The sequence below is a fragment of the Neorhizobium sp. T7_12 genome, from assembly GCF_002968535.1.
GTDB lineage: Bacteria > Pseudomonadota > Alphaproteobacteria > Rhizobiales > Rhizobiaceae > Neorhizobium > Neorhizobium tomejilense.
Map to the genome: position 1 here is coordinate 673,626 of NZ_PVBK01000001.1, position 19,865 is coordinate 693,490.

The following is a 19,865-nucleotide window of genomic DNA, read 5'->3' on the forward strand; positions in this document are numbered from 1 at the left end:
CACCCCTTGCCAAGGCTGGACATATTTTGCGATCAAGCATAGAACGCGCCGGATTGCTGGGGAATCTATGGTCGAATTGTGTTCAACTGAGATTCGCCCGGACGGGGGCAGAGCGGTTTCCGCGAATTGCGTGAGAAGGATGATTGAGCCGTGAGCGAGCACGACACACATAGCGAAATACCGGGCGAGCCCACTCGCCGTGATTTCCTTTACCTGACCACCGGCATGGCCGGCGCTGTCGGCGCTGTCTCGGTTGCCTGGCCTTTCATCGACCAGATGCGCCCGGACGCCTCGACACTGGCGCTCGCGTCCATCGAAGTGAATGTCGGGGCTCTCCAGCCGGGCATGTCGCTGACCGTCAAGTGGCGTGGCAAGCCTGTCTTCATTCGCAACCGCACGCCGAAGGAAGTGGAAGAGGCGAATGCCGTGGCGCTGGCGGATCTCAAGGATCCTGTCGCCCGCAACGCCAATCTGCCGGCCGACGCGCAGGCAAGCGATATCGATCGTTCTGCCGGCCAAGGCAAGGAGAACTGGATCGTGATGATCGGTTCCTGCACCCATCTCGGCTGCGTTCCGCTCGGCCAGTCCGGCGATTTCGGCGGATGGTTCTGTCCGTGCCACGGCTCTCACTATGATACGGCGGGCCGTATTCGTAAGGGCCCGGCGCCGGAGAACCTCGCTATTCCGACTTTTGCATTTGCGTCCGACACAGTGATCAGGATCGGGTGAGGGGATAATATTTATGAGCGGTCATTCCACATACCAGCCATCGACCGGCATCGAAAAGTGGATCGATTCGCGGCTTCCGCTGCCGCGCATGATCCATGACAGCTTCGTCTCCTACCCCGTTCCCCGCAATCTGAACTATGCCTACACGTTCGGCGCCATGCTGTCGGTCATGCTGATCGTGCAGATCATCACCGGCGTGGTGCTGGCCATGCATTACACCGCTTCGACCGGCATCGCCTTCGACTCGGTCGAAAAGATCATGCGCGACGTGAACCATGGCTGGCTGCTGCGCTACATGCATGCCAACGGCGCCTCGTTCTTCTTCGTCGCCGTCTACCTGCATATCGCCCGTGGCCTTTATTACGGCTCCTACAAGGCACCCCGCGAAATCCTCTGGATCCTCGGCGTGGTGATCTACCTCCTGATGATGGCCACCGGCTTCATGGGCTACGTTCTGCCCTGGGGTCAGATGTCCTTCTGGGGCGCGACCGTCATCACCGGCTTCTTCTCGGCTTTCCCATTGGTCGGTGAATGGATCCAGCAGTTCCTGCTCGGCGGCTTTGCCGTCGACCAGCCGACGCTGAACCGCTTCTTCTCGCTGCACTACCTGCTGCCCTTCATGATCGCCGGCGTCGTCGTCCTGCACATCTGGGCCCTGCACGTCACCGGCCAGACCAACCCGACCGGCGTCGAGGTGAAGACCAAGACCGACACCGTCGCCTTCACGCCCTATGCGACGATGAAGGATGCGCTCGGCGTCTCCGTCTTCCTGATCGTCTATGCCTGGTTCATCTTCTACATGCCGAACTACCTCGGCCACCCGGACAACTACATCCCGGCCGACGCCTTGAAGACCCCCGCTCACATCGTTCCGGAATGGTACTACCTGCCGTTCTACGCCATGCTGCGCGCGATCACCTTCAACGTCCTCTTCATCGACTCCAAGCTTGGCGGCGTTCTGGTGATGTTCGGTTCGATCCTCATCCTGTTCTTCCTGCCCTGGCTCGACACGTCGAAGGTCCGCTCCGCCGTCTATCGTCCCTGGTACAAGCTGTTCTTCTGGCTGTTCGTCGCCAATGCGATCATGCTCGGCTGGCTCGGTTCCCAGCCCGCGGAAGGCATCTTCACAGCACTGTCGCAGATCGGCACGCTGTATTACTTCGGCTTCTTCCTGGTGATCATGCCGCTTCTCGGCCTGTTCGAAACGCCGAGGCGCATTCCGAACTCCATCACGGAAGCGGTTCTTGAGAAAAAGAACGGCAAATCCGCCGAAGCCCGCGCCTGACGCCTGCGACCGAGAGGGATTAGAATTATGAACAAGCTTGTTACAAGCCTCGTCTCGCTGGCCTTCCTGGCGGGAATGGGCATTGCCTCGGCCGTGGCGCAGGAAAATCACGCTGCGGCCCCGGCCGCAGAACATGCGGAGACGCCGCATTTTCCGATCCACCATCCCAAGGAAACCGACTGGAGTTTCGCGGGTCCGTTTGGCCATTACGACAAGGGCCAGCTCCAGCGCGGCCTGAAGGTCTATACGGAAGTCTGTTCCGCCTGCCACTCGATGCGTCTGGTCTCCTTCCGCACCTTGGAAGACCTCGGTTATTCGGAAGCCCAGGTGAAGGCTTTCGCCGCCAACTACAAGGTTCAGGACGGCCCGAACGACGAAGGCGAAATGTTCGAGCGCACCGCCGTTCCGTCCGACCAGTTCCCGTCGCCCTTCCCGAACACCCAGGCTGCCGCTGCCGCCAACAACGGCGCAGCACCGCCGGACATGTCGCTGATCGCCAAGGCCCGCGGCGTGACCCGCGGCTTTCCGCAGTTCGTCATCGACATATTCACCCAGTACCAGGAAGGCGGACCGGATTACATCCATTCGCTGCTGACCGGCTACGAGCAGCCGCCGGCCGGCGTCGAGGTTGCTCCGGGCACCCATTACAATCCGTATTTCGCCGGCGCCGCCGCGCTCGCCATGGCTCCGCCGCTCAGCGCCGACCAGGTGACCTATGACGACGGCGCGCCGCAGACGGTCGATCAGTATGCCAAGGATGTCTCGGCCTTCCTGATGTGGGCTGCCGAGCCTCATCTCGAAGATCGCAAGCGCACCGGTTTCATGGTGATGATCTTCCTGGTGATCTTCACGGGCCTGATCTACCTGACCAAGAAGTCGGTCTATGCCAGCAAGGAACACTGAGGTTTTACCTCGTGATTGCGAAAAGGCGGCCTGCGGGTCGCCTTTTTTGTTGGGAGGGGAGCCATCAGTTGCTAGGCTCGGTCTCCCTTCCTGCCGCCAAATATGTGGGTCACATGTCTTCCAAAAACGCTCTCTCCGCCGCTATCCGTTCCATCCCGGATTATCCGAAACCGGGCATTATCTTCCGCGACATCACCACGCTGCTCGGCGACGCCGTTGCCTTCAGGCAGGCGGTGGATGAACTGGTGGCGCCCTATGCGGGCCTGGGCGTCGACAAGATCGCCGGCATCGAGGCACGCGGCTTCATTCTCGGCGGCGCGCTGGCGCACCAGCTGAGGGCCGGTTTCGTGCCGATCCGCAAGAAGGGCAAGCTGCCACACCAGACCGTGCGAATGGCCTACAGTCTCGAATACGGCACCGACGAGATGGAGATCCATGTGGATGCGGTGAAGGCCGGCGAGAAGGTGATCCTCACCGACGACCTGATTGCGACAGGCGGCACCGCGGAAGGTGCGGTAAAGCTGCTGCGTCAGCTTGGCGCCGAGATCGTCTCGGCCTGCTTCGTCATCGACCTGCCGGATCTCGGCGGCCGCAGGAAGCTCGAAGCGCTCGGCGTGGAAGTCAGAACGCTGGTCGAATTTTCAGGTCATTGAAGTCCCGGCCACGAAGGCGGGCCGGGCGAGGGGGGCACGGGAGCTTCAAGCGAACTCCAGCACGGTGCCTTCGTAGCGCATCACCACCTCGCCATGCTGGTTCACGCCGTCACAGACGGTCATGTTGATCCAGGTGCCGGGACGCGAGACGAGCGAGCGGCTCTCGGTCAGCGCGACGGAATAGGTGACGCTGTCGCCGGCATAGACCGGTTTCAGCCATTGCAGCTTCCTGAAGCCGGCCGAAGGCCCGAGCTTCGGGGCCGTGATGCCCTCGCTTTCGAGCCGCGCCACCTCGGTTTTCCAGTAGGCGATATAGGTCTTCATCCAGCCGGCGCAGGTGTGCCAGCCGGAGGCGCAGAGAGCGCCGAACACATAGTTCTTCGCCGCTTCGGCATCCACATGGAAGGGCTGGGGGTCGAATTTCTTCGCGTAGCGGACGATGTCCTCGGCGGTGAAGAGAAGCGTGCCGGTGATGACTTTCTGGCCGGGCGGAGAAAGTTCGATCAGTCTCATGCAGCATCCTCCCGGGCGTCGCGCAGCCGCATCATGATCGGGTTCTCGCCGCGCATGACGATCTCCCCGCGCTGGTTCTCCACTTCGTGCAGGAACTTGACGATGCCGATGCCGGGGCGTGAGCGAAGCGAGCGGGATTCGAGCACGGTCGAGCGGCCGGACAACGTGTCGCCGGCCAGAACCGGCCTTTTCCATTCCATGAACTCGATGCCCGGCGATCCCTCCGACGAGGAACTGGACAGCCAGCCGTCGAACATCATGCGCATGAACATGCTCGCCGTATGCCAGCCCGAGGCCGACAGGCCGCCGAGAATGCTCGCCCTGCCGGCTGCCTCGTCGAGATGCATGGGCTGCGGATCGAACTCGGCGGCGAATTCGACCATCTCGTCCGCCGTCACCAGCTTGGATGCCAGCGGGAAAACCCGCCCCACCGAAAAATCCTCGAAATAATACGCGGCTTCCGTCATGTGGCCCTCCCGCCCACGGTCTCAGGTGTTGAAGCGGAAGTGGATCACGTCGCCGTCCTGGACGACATATTCCTTGCCTTCGTCGCGGCCCTTGCCGGCTTCCTTGGCGCCGACTTCGCCCTTGAAGGCGATGTAGTCGTCAAAGGCGATGGTGAAGGCACGGATGAAGCCGCGCTCGAAGTCGGTATGGATGACGCCGGCGGCTGCCGGTGCCTTGGTGCCGCGCACGATCGTCCAGGCGCGGGTCTCCTTGGGGCCGACGGTGAAATAGGTGATCAGGTCGAGCAGGTGGTAACCGGCGCGGATCAGCCGGTCGAGGCCGGCTTCCTCAAGCCCGAGGGCTGACAGGAACTCCTTGGACTCTTCCTCCGGAAGCTGGGCCACTTCGGATTCGATCGCGGCCGAGATGACCACGCATTCGGCGCCCTGTTCCTTGGCCATGGCGGCAACGGCTTTTGTGTGCTCGTTGCCGGTCGAGGCATCCGCTTCCGCGACGTTGCAGACATAGAGAACCGGGTGCGAGGTCAGAAGGTTGAGGCCCTTCAGGATCTCGATCTCTTCGGGCGCCAGCGTCTTCAAAAGCAGGCGTGCCGGCTTGCCGTCGTTCAGGAGCTTGATAACCGCGTCCATGACCGGCAGTTGCGCCACGGAATCCTTGTCCTTGCTGGCGGCGCGCTTGCGGGTCTGCTCGACGCGGCGCTCCAGGCTCTCGAGGTCGGCGAGCATCAGCTCTGTCTCGATCGTATCGGCGTCGCCGACAGGATTGATGCGCCCCTCGACATGGGTGATGTCGTCATCCTCGAAGCAGCGCAGGACATGCACCACTGCATCCACTTCGCGGATATTGGCGAGGAACTTGTTGCCGAGGCCTTCACCCTTCGATGCGCCGCGCACGAGGCCGGCGATATCGACGAAGGAAATGCGGGTCGGGATGATTTCCTTGGAGCCGGCGATCGCCGCCAGTTTCTGCATGCGCGGATCGGGAACCGCCACTTCGCCGGTGTTCGGCTCGATCGTGCAGAAAGGATAGTTGGCCGCCTGGGCGGCAGCCGTCTTGGTGAGCGCATTGAAGAGAGTAGACTTGCCGACATTCGGCAGGCCCACGATACCGCATTTGAAACCCATGGGTCCGGACCCTGTATCTGAAGAAATTTCGTTGCTGTGGCTATGGGGGAAAGTGCTCGGGCGGTCAAGGCTTGGCTGTCAGGCGATCCTTGCGCGTAAGGCATATTTCCCTTACTTTAAGTCGATGGAGAATGGCCATGGTTAGATTGAAAGTCACAGCGAAAGGACAGGTTACCTTGAAAAAGGAAGTTCTTGATCATCTTGGCATCAAGCCTGGCGATGAGATCGATGTCGATCTCCAACCGAAGCGGCAGGCCATGATCCATCCGATTGCCGGCAAACTCCCGATCGAAAGCGTCTTCGGAATGTTCAAGAATACGACCGGCAAAAGCTATTCGATCGACGAGATCAACGAGGCGATTGCGGCAAGCTACGCCGGTGAGGCCGAGCAATGAGCCTGATCGTCGATACCAATATCCTTTTGAGGGCAATGATCTTCGACCATGAAGTCGAGAGCCCCAGGGCCCAGGCTCTTTTGGCTTCGAACGAGGTGACCATTTCAAACCAGACCCTATGCGAAATGGTGTGGGTTCTTCGTCGGCTCTACAAAAAAAGCCAGAGCGACCTTGCCGTAGCAATCCGGACGTGGATGAGCGTCAAGACCGCAGCGCTTGATCGTGGGGCGGTCGAAGCCGGTCTCACTTTCCTGGAAGCGGGAGGCGACTTCGCAGATGGTGTAATCGATTTCGAGGGACGTAGGCTCGGCGGCGACACATTCGTTACCTTCGACAAGCGGGCGGCTTCAATCGTGCGTGCACAGGGTCGCGAATGCCTGCTACTCGACGCCGATTGACCCGCATTCCCCACTGATCAGCTGCTTGAAAAATTCCGGTTGCGGTGCGATATAAGCCGAAATGCCTAGTGTCGGACGCCGTCATCAGGAGGCGAGACGCCATGAGCGAAGATACCACCCTAAAACCGAAGACGAAAACCAAGACCAAGCTGGAGCGGCCGAAGCTCTACAAGGTTCTGCTCGTCAACGACGACTACACGCCGCGCGAATTCGTGACGATGGTGTTGAAAGCCGTGTTCCGGATGAGCGAGGAAACCGGCTACCGGGTGATGCTGACCGCGCACCGGATGGGGCTGGCGGTTGTCGTCGTCTGTACCAAGGACATTGCCGAGACCAAGGCGAAGGAAGCGGTCGACCTCGCCAAGGAGGCCGGTTTTCCGCTGATGTTCATCACCGAGCCCGAGGAATAGGTTACTTCCTCTTTTTCCCTGCCTTCACCCCGAGCGCTTCGGCGCTGATCCAGAACACCGCATCCTGCGATTCCGCCGTTTCCAGCCACAGGAAGTCGAGGTCGGGGAATTCCTCTTCGAGGATTTCGCGGCCCGAGCCGATTTCGCAGATCATGCCGCCCTCCGGATTGAGATGCGTCGGCGCTTCCGCCAGCAGCCGGCGGACGAGGTCGAGGCCGTCGACGCCGCCGTCGAAGGCCATGGCCGGTTCGGAGCGGAACTCTTCCGGAAAACCGTCCATCGCCTCGTGGTCGACATAGGGCGGGTTGGTGATGATCAGGTCGTATTTTTTGCTTCCGAGCGGCGTGAAGAGGTCGCCGTTCAAAAGCGTGACCTGATCTTCGACGCTATGCTCGGCAACGTTCAGCTTTGCCACTTCGAGTGCATCGGCCGAGAGGTCCACGGCATCGACCGCGGCGTTCGGGAAGAATTTCGCGGCGAGGATGGCAAGGCAGCCGGAGCCGGTGCAGATGTCGACGGCGCTTTCGACGCCCAGCGGATCGGGCAGAAAGGACGAACCGTTTTCTCCGAGATATTCGCTGAACAGGATTTCGCCGATATGGGAACGGGGGACGATGACCCGTTCGTCGACCAGGAAGCGGACGCCCTGGATATAGGCGTGGCCGGTCAGGTAGGATGTGGGTTTGCGGGTCGTCACGCGGGCGTCGATCCGCTCGGCCAGCAGCCGCCGTTCGGCCGGCAGCAGGCGCGCGTCGAGAAACGGATCGAGCGTGTCGATCGGCAGGTCGAGTGAGTCGAGGACCAGGAAAGCGGCGTCGTCGCTGGCCGTCGTCGTGCCGTGGCCGTAGCTGAGGTTTGCGGCGCTGAACCGGGAGATGGCGTAACGCCAGTAATCACGAAGGGTGACAAGTTCGCCGGTGATGTCATCCATTTTCGGGGGCATGTTCGGGGCCTGGTTCATGTCGCGCTTCCGTTTTCGATCGGCCTCCCATAGCCGCTCCGAAAGCGGCGCGCCACCCCTTTAACCCTCACCGATACGGGCTGTTTAAGCGCGGCGGATTTGGAAGCCGGTCTTGTTTTGAAGAAAACCGCAGCCTTCGTAGAAGCGCAGCGTTGCCGGGTCCGTCGAGCCGGTCAGGAGCATGACCTTGTAGCAGCCGCCATTCCAGGCTTGATCGATGGCCATGCGGATGAGGGCGCCGGCATAACCGCGCTTGCGGTGGTCCGCATGGGTGACGACGTTTTCAATCAGCGCATAGGGCGCGCCCTTGCGGGTGAGGTTCGGAACGACGATCAGCGTCACCGTGGCCGCCGCGCGCCCGTCTGCGAAGCCGATCAAGACCGTCATACCGGGCTGGGCGAGAATTGCTGCGAAACGCTCCCGGGCCAGTGCCGGTTCCGGGTCCGGATCCGGATCGTGGTTCAGGTGGTGATAGAGTTCGATGAGGTCGGCAAGATCGTCGCCGCGGGCCGGGCGAATGACGAAGCCGGCAGGGGGCATCGACACTATTCGCCCTTGCCGCCGAACATCTTCTTGAGCATCTCGGCCATCGGGCCTGATGTCGGAAGGTTCGGCTTGCCGCCGCTGCGGGCCTGGTGGATATGCGATTGCCCGGCCGGCTTAGCGACGGGCTTCTTTTCCGGTTTCGGCTTGTCCTCGTCAGGCTTGGCGCCGACGGCGAGCGCCAGCTTGTTCATCAGCTGAGAATCCTCGGCCTTCACCAGCATCTCAGCATTGTCGGCGAGCGCGTCGAGAAGAGGGGACAGCCAGGTCTGGTCGGCCTTGGCGAAATCGCCGAGCACATGATTGTGCACCAGTTCCTTGGCGCCCGGATGGCCGATACCGAGGCGAAGCCTGCGATATTCCCGGCCGCAATGGGCGTCGAGCGACTTCACGCCATTGTGGCCGCCATTGCCGCCGCCGGTCTTGATGCGGGCCTTGGCCGCAGGCAGATCGAGTTCGTCGTAGATGGCAATGATGTTTTCCGGACCGAGCTTGTAGAAACGCATCGCCTCGCCGACCGCTTCGCCGGAGAGGTTCATGAAGGTTTGCGGCTTGATCAGCAGCACTTTTTCGCCGGCAAGCTCGCCTTCCGAGATCAGTGACTTGAACTTCTTCGACCAGGGCGAAAAGCCGGGACGGCGCTGGATCTCGTCCACGGCCATGAAGCCGATATTGTGTCGGTTGCCCGCATATTGGGAACCGGGATTGCCGAGGCCGGCGATGATGAGCATGGAGACGTCCATCCTTGACTGTTGGCTTTTCACCACCGCGAAACGCCGCCAAAGTCAACCGGTTTCAACGCCTGAGCCTCTATTGAGGCTCGCCGATGCCGTAGCGCTTCAGAATTACAGCCTGGATGCCGTCCTTGATGAGGCGGTCGAGACCTGCCTGCATCCTGGCGATCAGTTCGTCGGGCACATCCGGATTGCACGCAATGCCGAGATGCTGTTCGGTGAACAGGATGACTTTTTCGATCGGCGTCCCGTCCGCCTTCAGCTTTTGATAGACGCCTTCCGACATGGGCATCATGTCGATACGGTCCTGCAGCAGTTTTCGGAGCGTCGTATCGACGTCGGCGCTGAGATCGATCTTCGGGAAACCGGAGCTCTTCAGAAGCCCCTCGGTATAGTCGGCGCGATGGGTGCCGACCGTGTACTGCCTGGCTTCCTCCAGGGTGGTCGCCGTGACCTTCGAACCCGCATGGCGCACGAGAATGCTGCGGTCGACGAAAAGAGGCACAACCCATTTGAAACGCGGTTCGCGTTCCGGTGTGCGGGCGGCGGCGAAGACGCAGTGCATGGACTGCGTCTCGGCCATGGCGATGGCCCGGGCCCAGGGCATGATCTCCAGCGTGTAAGGCGTGCCCGCATCCTGCATGATGATGCTTACCTGGTCGATGCCGACGCCGCGGTAGTTGCCGCCGGGCTCCTGGTAGCTGAAGGGCGGGTAGGACTCGGTCGAAAAGACGATGGCCTGCTGGGCATGGGCGCCACACGCGAGGCTGAGGCTGGCAAGAAGCGGCGCTGCGATTTTCATCTGTCCCCCTTCCAAACGCATATGTTGTCATTTCTGACCCAGCATCTGGTCCGGAGGTGAGAACGTGTCAGCTCGCCATGGACTCGATTTCGGCCTGCCGGGTGGATAGGGCCGAGAGCAGTTCGGAAATTTCGCGGGGCTTCGAGAAGAGATAGCCTTGGGCGTAGTCGATGCCCATTTGCTGCAGCAATAAGCGCTGTTCTTCCGTCTCGACGCCTTCAGCGACGACCTTGCAGTTCATCTTGTGAGAAATAGCACTGATGCCTTCGACGAGCATCCTGTTCTTACTGCCTATGTCGCCCGTCTGTTCGGTGAGCGAATGGATGAAGGACTGGTCGATCTTGACGATATCGACCGGGAAACGGCTCATATAGCTCAGCGACGAATAGCCGGTGCCGAAGTCGTCGAGCGCGATGCGGCAGCCGAAGAGATGGAGTTCGTTGAGAATGGTGCGGATTTCCGGGTTGTCGTGCATCAGCACGGCTTCGGTGATTTCCACCACCAGGCGCGACGGATCGATGCCGTAGCGGCCGAGCAGGCCGGCAAGGCGTGCCGGCAGGCCGGGCTCGAATTGCAGCGGCGAGAAGTTGACCGCGACATAGGTCTCGCCCATGCCGGGCAGGCGCGAGACGCGGGCGAGGTTCGCCATCGCGTCTTCCAGAATGAGGTTGCCGATCTGGCTGATCGAGCCGGTCTCTTCGGCAACGCTGATGATGCCGGCCGGCGACAGCAGGCCCTTGCGGGGATGGCGCATCCGCATCAGCGCTTCGAAGCCCGACGGAACGCCGGTCTCGATGTCGACGATCGGCTGGAAATGCGCCTCAAACCAGCTTGCGGCGATCGCAACCTCGATGTCGCTCTCGATTTCGGCCCGTTCCCGCGTCTGGTCGAGAATGGCGGGATCGTAGACCTGCGCGCCGTTCTTGCCGTCGCGTTTGCGGGCATACATGGCCATGTCCGACTTCTGCAGCAGTTCGGCGGCGCTGGCGGCATGGCTCGGATAGAAGGCGAGGCCGATACTGGCGCTCAACCGCACGCCGGTGCCCTGGATCCTGAAGGGAACCTCGAACATGTCGACGATCTTCTGGCTGAGTTCGTTCGCGCGGCGCTCGGCACCGTCCCCGGTAATCAGGATGGCGAATTCGTCGCCGCCGAGACGGGAGGCGGTATCGCCGTCGTTGAGCATCGGCTTCGTCCGCTCGACGAACTGGCAGAGCACGGCGTCGCCGGCTGCATGGCCGAGATTGTCGTTGATCGCCTTGAAGCGGTCGAGATCGACGAACAGGCAGGCGACCTCGGTGCGCGCCCTGTCGGCCTCGGCGATCTTCTGGTCGAGCGTCGCCTCGAAACCCTGGCGGTTCAGGAGTCCTGTCAGGTGGTCGGAGATGGCCTGCTGACGATTGCGCAGTTCCGATTGCCTGAGTTCCGTGACATCCGTCATGACGCTCAGCGAGCCGGGAATGTTGCCGCCGGCAGTGCCAAGCTCGGTCTCGACGATCAGCACGTCCATCAGGCGGCTGTCGGCGCAGAGGAACCGGACCGTGACTTCGATCGCCGGGCCGCTCGGTTTTGCCTGCTGCTTGCGCCTTGCATAAATCTGGCGGTCAGCAGGGGCCACGAGTTCGGAAAAGGGATGGCCGATCACGTCCTCGCGGCGATAGCCGGTCGCGAGAAGCCAATAATCGCTGACCGCGGCGATCTGGTCGCCTCGGGTCAGCGAAAACAGCATGGCCGGCGTCAGGTTGTAGATTTCCGTGGTCTGCTGATGAGCGCGCTTCAGTTCGCGTTCCTCGCGCTCCAGCAGCGTCTGCATTTCGTTGAAGCTCTTCGCCAGCCGCCCCATTTCGTCGTTCGAACGCCAGTCGACATGATGGCGCGAACCGAGCCTGCGGGTTGCCTCGATCGCAGCGGTCAACCGCATCAGCGGCTTGATGACCATGACGCGATTGCCGAGGATCGCCGCGCCGAAGACCGTCAGGATGGTGATGATGAAGATGGAGATGAAGGCCATTTCCATCTGGTGCAGGGCGGAGAACCAGCCGAGCTTCGGCACGTAGACGGTAATGCTGCCGACACTGCGGGTCCCCTGCTGCGACTTGTAGAAGATGGGCTCGGAGATCGCCTCAAGGCCGCGGAAATCGGCCGGATTGACGTCGACTTCGGAAATATTCAGCTTGCCCGTATTGTCGCTGATCTGCACGCCGTTGATGGCGGGATCGGCGATCAGCATCGAGGCGACCTGGTGGATGCTGTCGGTGTCGAGATCCCAGAGCGGCTTGCCGAGAGCCTGGGAATTGGTCACCAGCACGACATTGACATGTTCGCTGAGGTTCTTGGCGGCCTGCTGGGAGGAAAGCGCCAGGAACAACGTGAACAGCGGTGCGACGACGACCAGGAGGGCGCCTGAAATGATCGCAATAAAACGACTCTCAACGGAATGAGTCACCGTCTTCCCCGCATTCATCGTCTGGCTGCCGCCGGACTTTCCCCGTCATGCTGAAGTAGCGTGCATCGTTTCACCTATTCATTAAACTTCACTGAAACGACAATGCCAAGATTCGAACGAATTACGGAAGCAGCGTTACTAAACTGTATTCGGTGGACAATAAAAAACCCGCTTTCTTGCGAAAGCGGGTCCCATTTCAAGAATTTCGGCCTGGTTATTCAGCAGAAGCCGGTTCTTCCTCGGTAACGCCTGCAGCCGGGGCGACGATCGTCGCGATGGTGAAGTCGCGGTCGGAAATGACCGGACGTACGCCAGCCGGCAGCTTGACGGCGGAGATGTGGAGGCTGTCGCCGATCTTCGCGCCCGTCAGGTCGACGGTCAGGAATTCCGGAATGTCGTTGGCCGGGCAAAGCAGCTCGACTGCGTGACGGACGATGTTGAGAACGCCGCCGACCTTGATGCCCGGGGACTTCTCTTCGTTGACGAAGTGAACCGGAACTTCAACGGAAACTTCCGTGTTGCCCGAGACGCGCAGAAAATCCACGTGCATGGTGAAGTCGCGGACCGGATCGAGCTGATAGTCCTTCGGGAGGACCTGGATCTTCTCGCCGTTGACGTCGATCGTGGCAACCGTGGTCATGAAACCGCCGGCATGGATGCGCTTCGTCACTTCGTTGGTCGACAGAGCGATCGCGAGGGGGGACTGCTTGTCACCATAGATGACAGCAGGAATGAAACCGTTGCGGCGAAGTTCACGGGAGGACCCCTTACCTACCCGTTCGCGCGCCTCGGCCTTGAGCTCGTAAGATGCGTGGCTCATGGCATATCCTTTCGAGGTTGTTTGGAGAGTTTTTCGCAAGCGTTGTCGGCTCGCGTCAAACTGAAGGGCATCATCCGATGCGCTTCATCCGCGTTGCCTCCAAGGGTGTCTACGCGGACCGGCGCGCTATAATACAATGAGCAGGGATGTGCAAGCTTTTCGGCCTGAAAACAAAGGACTTGCGCTTGACTTCGGCGGCCCGACTTCCATTTTGTGCCCGTTGAACGAGGGAAGGGCTTGATTCATGAAACGGACTTTGATCGCGGCCAGCGTAATGGCTGCGTCCTGCGTATACCCAGTTGCGGCGGCTGAGATCAACGACAAGGGGGCCCGCACCCTCAAGGAAAGCCTCATCCACTTCCTGCCGGATACGGTCAAGACCACGGGCTTCCTGACGGTGAAGCCGGCCGGCGAGCGATACGAGATCAGCTACGATTTCGCCAAGCTTCTGAAATCCATCAACAAGAAGAATTTCAAGATCTCCGGCCTGAAGCCGTTTTCGGTTTTCGCCGCACCCCTCGACAATGGCCAGTGGAAATTCAACAGCGACAGCGACATGAATTTCACCGTGCAGGGCAAGATGCCCGACGGCAAGCCGACGAACCTCAACTACTCCGTCACCGATATGGTGTTTTCCGGCATTTTCGACCCGGCGATCAGCTATCTGCGATCGGGCGAGGCGACGTCCGGCCCGATCCGCATGGTCTCCAAGAGCGGCTCTGAAGAGGTCGAGGCGAGCTTTGCCGGCATGAACTATTCACTGGCGTCCACGGCGAGTGCGGCACCCGGCGGCACAGATTTCACCGGCAAGGGCTCGTTCCTGCGCTTCTACGAACGGATTGCGACGCCGGAAACCCCGCCGATACAGATCCGCGCCGAAAGCCTCGATTTCGATGTCGGCGTCCAGGGTGTGATGGCCGAGAAGATCCGCGCGCTCGTCGCGTTCATGCTGGAACTGGTCAAGGACGAAAAGCCGTCGCAGGCCGAGATCACCAAGCTCAAGGATCTCATCCGTGGAGCGATGCCGTTCTTCACGGCGCTTTCCGAAAGGATCAGCTTCAACCAGTTCACCGTGGCAAGTCCGCTCGGCGATTTCGGCGTTAACAAGCTCGACTATACGTTCACGATGAGCGAGCCCGCCGAGGCAACCCGGATCGGCTTCGGTGCCCGCATCGAGACCATCTCGACGCCGGACGGCATCATTCCCCCGCTCTATGCCCAGTTGGTGCCGGACATGGCGGAAATGGAATTCGGGATCGCGGATCTCAACTTCCAGCGCTTCATCGACACCTTCATGGAAATCGATTTTTCGAAGCCCGACCCGTTGCCGGATTCGGAGGGCGAGCGTTTGGGCAAGGCCTTCCTCGATGAGGGACAGCTGACCCTCGATTTCCCGCGGATTGCCGCGAAATCCGCTCTCTACGACGTCGAAGCCTCCGGCAAGGTCAAGGGCTATCCGGACGAGAAGGAACGTTACACGCTCGAAACCTCGATCCTTGCCCGCGACATCGACAAGCTGATCCAGTATTTCCAGACCGCCGCCAAGAGCGACCCCGAATTCAACCAGGTTTCGTTCGCGATGATGATGGCCAAGGGCATGGCGAAGACTGAACCGGACGGCCGCCTGCGCTGGGACATCAAGTTCGAGGACGGCAAGAACTTCAGCGTCAACGGGCAGCCGATCCAGTGATCTGACGACCCGCCCACACCTTCTTATGCCGGCTGTACGTTTGCTAGTCAGCCGGCATTTACCATCCCAAGGAACGTTTCGAACATGTTTCGGTGCTAGAACTTCTCAATCAAAACAGTTGAAAAGTATCAAGCATTCATGTTTCGCGTTTTCTCCTGCATCTTCGTTGAGCACGATCTTCGCTATGTCGCCTGCGCGGTATTGATCTGCGTGATCGGATCCTTCCTGACCATCCGGCTCTTTTCCAGAGCGCGGCGCGGCGGCGGGATCGAAAAGGTCATTTGGCTTTTCCTGACGGGCTTCATCGGCGGTTCGACCACCTGGACAACGCACTTCCTCGCGATGCTCGGTTATCTCGGAGGCGGGCAGGCGGGATATGACCCGACCCAGACGCTTCTGTCTTTCATGATCGCGGTGGCGAGCGCCACGATCGGCTTCGGTGTTGCAAGCTATGGCGGCCGGTCCCTGCTCGCGGAGGCCGGCGGCGTCGTCATAGGGCTCGGTATCGCTGCGATGCATTACACGGGCATGGCCGCCTACGAGGTGCAGGGCGTCATCGACTGGAACCAGTCCTATGTTGTCGCCTCGCTCATCTTTGCCGCCGTTCTCGGCGCTCTGGTAACCAATCGCGTTGCGCACCCGGTGACGCGGTTCTGCAAGTACGGTTCGGTCCTGGCAATGATCCTTGCGATCGCCACGACCCATTTCACCGCCATGGGGGCGATCGAGGTCGTTCTCGATCCGCGTGCGGTCCTGCCGAATGAGGTCGTCCCGCCGGTGGTGCTTGGGTTCGCCGTGCTGTCGCTGATGCTGATCCTGCTGGCGCTGACGGCAGCCACCTATCTGATCGATGCCCGCGTGACCAAGGCTGCCGTCGAGCAGTATCGCCACCTTTCCCTGCACGACGCTCTGACCGGCCTTGCCAATCGCGCTGCGTTCAACGAGCAGCTTGCGGAGATCGCTGCGCGACCGGCGGATTTGGCCGCCAGTATCGCAGTTCTCTCGCTCGATCTCAACCGCTTCAAGGAAATCAACGACGTCCATGGCCATGCCGCTGGCGATGAGGTGCTGCGCGCGATCGGCGGCAGGCTTGCCGAGGCGGCAGGTGAGGGCGAATTCATCGCCCGTGTCGGTGGCGACGAGTTCGTCGCGCTGAAACACATGTACTACCGGCGCTCCGACGCGATGCTGCTCGCCGGCCGGCTGCTTGCGGAAATCTGCAAGCCGGTCGAATGGAACGGCAACACGCTCACCGTCGGTTCGAGCGTCGGCATCGCGCTCTATCCGGGGGACGCAAAGACGGTCGACGATCTTGTGGCCCAGGCGGATGTCGCCATGTACCGCGCCAAGCAGTCGGGCGACAATGCCATCCGCTTCTATGACTCTTCGATGGACCAGGCGGCCCGCGAACGCAATGCACTTGCCATGGATATGCGTTCCGGGCTCGTTGCCGGCCAGTTCGAGCTCTATTACCAGCTTCAGAACGATACGTTCTCCGGCGAGGTCATCGGTTTCGAGGTTCTGTTGCGCTGGAACCACCCCGTTCGCGGACTGGTGTCTCCCAACGAATTCATCCCGATCGCCGAGCGTACCGGCTTCATCGTCGAGCTTGGCGAATGGGTGCTCCGGAGCGCCTGCGCGGAGGCGGCGACCTGGAAAAACCCGTTCGGCTTCGCCGTCAACGTCGCCGGCCAGCAGCTTGCCGATCCGCAATTCCCGAACAAGGTCCGCGACATCCTCAAGGAGACGGGGCTGGATGCGGAGAGGCTCGAGCTTGAGATCACCGAGTCCGGCATCATCGCCGATCATCAGCGGGCGCTGCAGACCGTGCGCCACTTGAAGAGCCTCGGAGTGAAGATCGCCATGGACGACTATGGCACCGGTTATTCGTCGCTTTCGACGCTGATGTCCTTCCCCTTCGACAAGATCAAGATCGACCGCACCTTCGTGGACGGGGTCTCGGACAATTCCCAGTCGGCGGCGATCGTCCGCTCGACCCTCATCCTCGCCTCGAGCCTCCAAATACCGGTGCTTGCCGAAGGGGTGGAGACGGAGGCGCATATGGCCTTCCTGCGCAAGGAGGGCTGCATGCAGGTGCAGGGATACCTTTTTGGCAGGCCCGGCCCGAGGGCGCTGATCGAGCATCTCGTCAATGGCGAAACCGGCGGCGAAATCCGATCGGCGGCCACCAAGGTCGCCTGACATCGGCCTCAGCGCCGGGGTTCGCCACCCGGGGCATAGACCGTCTTCTGTTCGAAACGGAACTTGTGGCCGCACTGGCTGCAGCGGATCATGTATTTGCGCGGATCGGTCGAGGCGAATTCCGTTAGAAAACCTTTCGGCAGCTCATCGATGCGGAAATCGCGATTACCCTGCCGCCTGTCGTCGGTCTCGGAAACCTCGGCGAAACCGACATTGCCGCATTGAGAGCATTCTAGCTTTCGGGAATAACGGTCGCGAGCGGCCATGCTTGTCTCCTTCTTCGGGGGGCCTTCTAGCCGAAGCTTTGGCACAAAGCAAAACGCCGGAACCAGGTTCCGGCGTTTTCCATCGGTGATTTACAGTTACTTCAGGCAGGCCCTCTAGCGGCGGCACTCGCCGGACGCGACGACGCTGTAGCCGGCGTTTGCCGCCTCGCAGGCGTTCGGGAAAGTCTGGGTACGTCCACCCTGCTGGCCGCAGACGGGACGGTATTCTCGCGTGCAGAAACGAGGCTCTCCGGGCCTGCCGGGACGGCCAGGCTGGTTCCAGTCCGGGCGATCCGGTCGGTCGGGACGATCAGGCCTGCCGGGTTGGTTCCAGTCCGGGCGGTCGGGCCGTTGTGGGCGGTCCCAGTCGGGACGGTCCGGCCTGACGGGGCGATCCGGAGTTCCCGGGCGATCCCAATCCGGGCGATCAAGTCTCTGGGGACGGTTCCAGTCCGGACGAGGCCGTTCCGGCGGATAATAGCCGCCAGGCCGGCTACTGCTATCGACGCATGCCGACAGCAACGGGATCAGAAGGAAAATGGCCAGTTTCTTCGACAGGCCGATCAAGGAAGACATCACGACTCACCCTCAGTTTGCGTTCGGAGGCGAGTCTATCCAAATACTTGTGGCAGAAGAAGGTCAGTCGAACAGGCTGGAGACGGAGGATTCCATTGCCGTACGGTTGATCGCCTCGCCGAGCAGGTTGGCGGTGGTGATAACCCGGATGTTGTGCGCCGACTGGACGGCCGTGGTCGGCTGGATCGAGTCGGTGATCACCAATTCCTTGAGCTTGGAAGCGGCGATGCGGGCAACCGCGCCACCGGAGAGCACGCCGTGGGTGATGTAGGCGGTGACGCTGGTGGCGCCGTTTTTCAGGAGCGCTTCGGCCGCGTTACAGAGAGTACCGCCGGAATCGACGATATCGTCGATCAGCAGGCAGTCCTTGCCGTCGACCTCGCCGATGACGTTCATCACCTCGGACTCGCCGGCGCGTTCGCGGCGCTTGTCGACGATCGCCAGCTGACAGTCGATGCGCTTGGCGAGCGCACGCGCTCGAACCACACCGCCGACGTCAGGCGAGACAACCATGACGTTGTTGAGGTCGTAGTGTTCCTTGACGTCGCGGGCGAGCACCGGCACTGCGAAGAGATTGTCAGTGGGGATGTCGAAAAAACCCTGAATCTGCCCTGCATGCAGGTCGAGCGTCAGGACGCGGTCGGCGCCGGCCTCGGTGATCAGGTTGGCGACGAGCTTTGCCGAGATCGGGGTGCGCGGGCCGGCCTTGCGGTCCTGGCGGGCGTAGCCGAAATAGGGCAGGACCGCGGTGATGCGCTTGGCGGAGGACCGCCGGAACGCATCGATCATGATCAGCAGTTCCATCAGGTGGTCGTTGGTCGGGAATGACGTGGACTGGATGATGAAGACATCTTCGCCACGCACGTTTTCCTGAATTTCAACGAAGATTTCCTGGTCTGCAAATCGCCTTACGCTGGCTTTTCCGACTGGAACATTAAGATAGCTGCAGATCGCGTCGGCGAGATGCCGGTTCGAATTGCCTGCGAAAACCTTCATTGCGGTCCGCCTGTTTTGAAGCTGGATGCGGGCCTTTTACCGCCGCGGCCTTCGAATGCAAGTGCGTTTCGCACCCGCTCACTCTTTTTTATGAAGAAACTGTGACCCGTGGCTTTTGAGGTTCAGTCCAGGATCGGCCGGCCGGACCGTTCAGCCCTGGGATTGGCGCCAGGCCACATAGTCCTGGATCGTCTTGGCGGCGATGGTCTCCATGGTCGAAGCGGGGACCGATGTCCAGGGGTCCTGGCCGCTGCCGGGCACGCTTTCCTGTCCCTGCATGCGGTGCAGCCGCGCGCCGGAACCGTCGAGAATATCCCAGACATAGACGATGGTGACCTTACCGCTGTCGGAGAAGGCGGAGAAATAGCCTTTCAGGATGTGCTCGGTGCTGCTGTCGCTCGACGGCCGGATCGTCAGCCCGTTGGCGCGCGCCTGGGCGCCGAGCTGGCGGGACAGCGGCGTCACGGCCTGGACCGGAGCGCCGATGATCGGCAGGAAACGGACGGTCGGACCGGATGCGGGCGGCAGCGAGGCGTTCTGCTGCTGACCGGATTGTTGCTGCTGGGGCGCGGGCTGCTGCGCTTGAGGCTGCTGCATGGTTTGCTGCTGGCCTTGGTTCCCCTGGCCCTCCCATTGCGGAGGCGCGCCGGAGGAGGAGGGCGAGACGGTGCTGCCGGATTCCAGCGCCCGCGCCTGGGCTTCGAGCGTGTTCTGGGGGCCTGAGCGATAGCCGCCGCTATAGGTTTCCGGCTGCGCGGAGCTTGCCATGCGGTCGGCTTCGGCCTGGGTCACCGGCGAGGAGGCCCTCGCGCCGCCGCCGACATTCGCCTGCGGCGTCAATGCTTCCGTCGTGTTGCAGGAGGTAAGCACGAGCGCCAGCAGGGCAGCGGACAGCAGTGTTCCGAAAAGCCGCATATCCGTCTCCCCTGCCGTAGATTCCTCGGCCGGAGC

Annotated in this window: 22 protein-coding genes; 9 read left to right on the forward strand and 13 right to left on the reverse strand. The window is 61.3% G+C overall.

Going from position 1 to position 19,865, the window contains the following annotated elements; all coding sequences use genetic code 11:
- The first annotated feature begins 150 nt into the window (after nucleotides 1–150).
- The 4 genes from petA (at nucleotide 151) to C5J26_RS03405 (ending at nucleotide 3,570) form a co-directional block, all read left to right on the forward strand.
- Nucleotides 151–729 (forward strand): ubiquinol-cytochrome c reductase iron-sulfur subunit, encoded by a 579-nt coding sequence (gene petA / locus C5J26_RS03390; RefSeq protein WP_105400502.1) that lies wholly within the window; start codon nucleotides 151–153, stop codon nucleotides 727–729.
- Between the two features lie 13 nt (nucleotides 730–742).
- Nucleotides 743–2,014 (forward strand): cytochrome b N-terminal domain-containing protein, encoded by a 1,272-nt coding sequence (locus C5J26_RS03395; protein WP_105400503.1) that lies wholly within the window; start codon nucleotides 743–745, stop codon nucleotides 2,012–2,014.
- A gap of 27 nt (nucleotides 2,015–2,041) precedes the next feature.
- Entirely contained in the window at nucleotides 2,042–2,917 is an 876-nt protein-coding gene (locus C5J26_RS03400; RefSeq protein WP_105400504.1) for a cytochrome c1, read from the forward strand.
- Between the two features lie 113 nt (nucleotides 2,918–3,030).
- A complete protein-coding gene (locus tag C5J26_RS03405) occupies nucleotides 3,031–3,570 on the forward strand; it encodes an adenine phosphoribosyltransferase (protein WP_105400505.1) in 540 nt (179 codons plus the stop codon).
- 45 nt (nucleotides 3,571–3,615) lie between these two features.
- Here C5J26_RS03405 and C5J26_RS03410 read toward each other — a convergent pair whose 3' ends face one another.
- From C5J26_RS03410 to ychF, 3 genes are read right to left on the reverse strand one after another with little or no spacing between them, the layout of a single operon-like run.
- Nucleotides 3,616–4,083 (reverse strand): MaoC family dehydratase, encoded by a 468-nt coding sequence (locus tag C5J26_RS03410; RefSeq protein WP_105400506.1) that lies wholly within the window; start codon nucleotides 4,081–4,083, stop codon nucleotides 3,616–3,618.
- Nucleotides 4,080–4,550 carry a MaoC family dehydratase gene (locus C5J26_RS03415; protein ID WP_046603850.1) on the reverse strand — a complete coding sequence of 157 codons (471 nt, stop codon included), beginning with the start codon at nucleotides 4,548–4,550 and terminating at the stop codon, nucleotides 4,080–4,082. The genes C5J26_RS03410 and C5J26_RS03415 overlap by 4 nt, the downstream gene beginning before the upstream one ends.
- A 21-nt stretch (nucleotides 4,551–4,571) precedes the next feature.
- Nucleotides 4,572–5,675: a redox-regulated ATPase YchF gene (gene ychF, locus C5J26_RS03420; RefSeq protein WP_105400507.1), complete on the reverse strand. Its 1,104-nt coding sequence runs from the start codon at nucleotides 5,673–5,675 to the stop codon at nucleotides 4,572–4,574.
- A 137-nt stretch (nucleotides 5,676–5,812) separates the two neighbouring features.
- Here ychF and C5J26_RS03425 point away from each other — a divergent pair, with 137 nt between their 5' ends.
- The 3 genes from C5J26_RS03425 (at nucleotide 5,813) to clpS (ending at nucleotide 6,878) form a co-directional block, all read left to right on the forward strand.
- A complete protein-coding gene (locus C5J26_RS03425; protein WP_038588326.1) occupies nucleotides 5,813–6,070 on the forward strand; it encodes an AbrB/MazE/SpoVT family DNA-binding domain-containing protein in 258 nt (85 codons plus the stop codon).
- Entirely contained in the window at nucleotides 6,067–6,468 is a 402-nt protein-coding gene (locus tag C5J26_RS03430; protein WP_245437575.1) for a type II toxin-antitoxin system VapC family toxin, read from the forward strand. The genes C5J26_RS03425 and C5J26_RS03430 overlap by 4 nt, the downstream gene beginning before the upstream one ends.
- Nucleotides 6,469–6,569: 101 nt before the next feature.
- Complete coding sequence (clpS, locus tag C5J26_RS03435; protein ID WP_038588323.1) at nucleotides 6,570–6,878, forward strand: ATP-dependent Clp protease adapter ClpS; 309 nt, start codon at nucleotides 6,570–6,572, stop codon at nucleotides 6,876–6,878.
- A 1-nt stretch (nucleotide 6,879) separates the two neighbouring features.
- Here the strand turns inward: clpS and prmB are convergent, their stop codons facing one another.
- From prmB to C5J26_RS03465, 6 genes are all read right to left on the reverse strand, one after another.
- A complete protein-coding gene (gene prmB / locus C5J26_RS03440; RefSeq protein WP_105400508.1) occupies nucleotides 6,880–7,839 on the reverse strand; it encodes a 50S ribosomal protein L3 N(5)-glutamine methyltransferase in 960 nt (319 codons plus the stop codon).
- Between the two features lie 84 nt (nucleotides 7,840–7,923).
- Complete coding sequence (locus tag C5J26_RS03445; RefSeq protein ID WP_105400509.1) at nucleotides 7,924–8,379, reverse strand: GNAT family N-acetyltransferase; 456 nt, start codon at nucleotides 8,377–8,379, stop codon at nucleotides 7,924–7,926.
- A 5-nt stretch (nucleotides 8,380–8,384) separates the two neighbouring features.
- The gene (gene pth, locus C5J26_RS03450) at nucleotides 8,385–9,113 is read right to left on the reverse strand and encodes an aminoacyl-tRNA hydrolase (protein ID WP_105400931.1); all 729 of its coding nucleotides are present in this window, start codon (nucleotides 9,111–9,113) and stop codon (nucleotides 8,385–8,387) included.
- 79 nt (nucleotides 9,114–9,192) lie between these two features.
- A complete protein-coding gene (locus tag C5J26_RS03455; RefSeq protein WP_105400510.1) occupies nucleotides 9,193–9,918 on the reverse strand; it encodes an ABC transporter substrate-binding protein in 726 nt (241 codons plus the stop codon).
- A gap of 67 nt (nucleotides 9,919–9,985) precedes the next feature.
- Nucleotides 9,986–12,364, reverse strand: a complete 2,379-nt coding sequence (locus tag C5J26_RS03460; protein ID WP_105400932.1) for an EAL domain-containing protein — start codon at nucleotides 12,362–12,364, stop codon at nucleotides 9,986–9,988.
- A gap of 214 nt (nucleotides 12,365–12,578) precedes the next feature.
- Nucleotides 12,579–13,184: a 50S ribosomal protein L25/general stress protein Ctc gene (locus tag C5J26_RS03465; RefSeq protein WP_105400511.1), complete on the reverse strand. Its 606-nt coding sequence runs from the start codon at nucleotides 13,182–13,184 to the stop codon at nucleotides 12,579–12,581.
- Between the two features lie 244 nt (nucleotides 13,185–13,428).
- On the opposite strand from C5J26_RS03465, the gene C5J26_RS03470 reads away from it, so the two are divergent.
- Both C5J26_RS03470 and C5J26_RS03475 read left to right on the forward strand, forming a co-directional pair.
- A complete protein-coding gene (locus C5J26_RS03470; RefSeq protein WP_105400512.1) occupies nucleotides 13,429–14,874 on the forward strand; it encodes a hypothetical protein in 1,446 nt (481 codons plus the stop codon).
- Nucleotides 14,875–15,012: 138 nt separating this feature from the next.
- Entirely contained in the window at nucleotides 15,013–17,076 is a 2,064-nt protein-coding gene (locus tag C5J26_RS03475) for a bifunctional diguanylate cyclase/phosphodiesterase (protein WP_105400513.1), read from the forward strand.
- Between the two features lie 8 nt (nucleotides 17,077–17,084).
- On the opposite strand, the gene C5J26_RS03480 is transcribed toward C5J26_RS03475, so the two are convergent.
- From C5J26_RS03480 to C5J26_RS03495, 4 genes are all read right to left on the reverse strand, one after another.
- On the reverse strand, nucleotides 17,085–17,342 hold the full coding sequence (locus C5J26_RS03480; RefSeq protein ID WP_037076303.1) for a hypothetical protein: 258 nt from the start codon (nucleotides 17,340–17,342) through the stop codon (nucleotides 17,085–17,087).
- A 114-nt stretch (nucleotides 17,343–17,456) separates the two neighbouring features.
- Nucleotides 17,457–17,918 (reverse strand): hypothetical protein, encoded by a 462-nt coding sequence (locus C5J26_RS03485; protein WP_105400514.1) that lies wholly within the window; start codon nucleotides 17,916–17,918, stop codon nucleotides 17,457–17,459.
- A 63-nt stretch (nucleotides 17,919–17,981) separates the two neighbouring features.
- Entirely contained in the window at nucleotides 17,982–18,914 is a 933-nt protein-coding gene (locus tag C5J26_RS03490) for a ribose-phosphate pyrophosphokinase (protein ID WP_007770305.1), read from the reverse strand.
- A gap of 150 nt (nucleotides 18,915–19,064) precedes the next feature.
- A complete protein-coding gene (locus C5J26_RS03495; RefSeq protein ID WP_105400515.1) occupies nucleotides 19,065–19,829 on the reverse strand; it encodes a hypothetical protein in 765 nt (254 codons plus the stop codon).
- Nucleotides 19,830–19,865 lie beyond the last annotated feature (36 nt).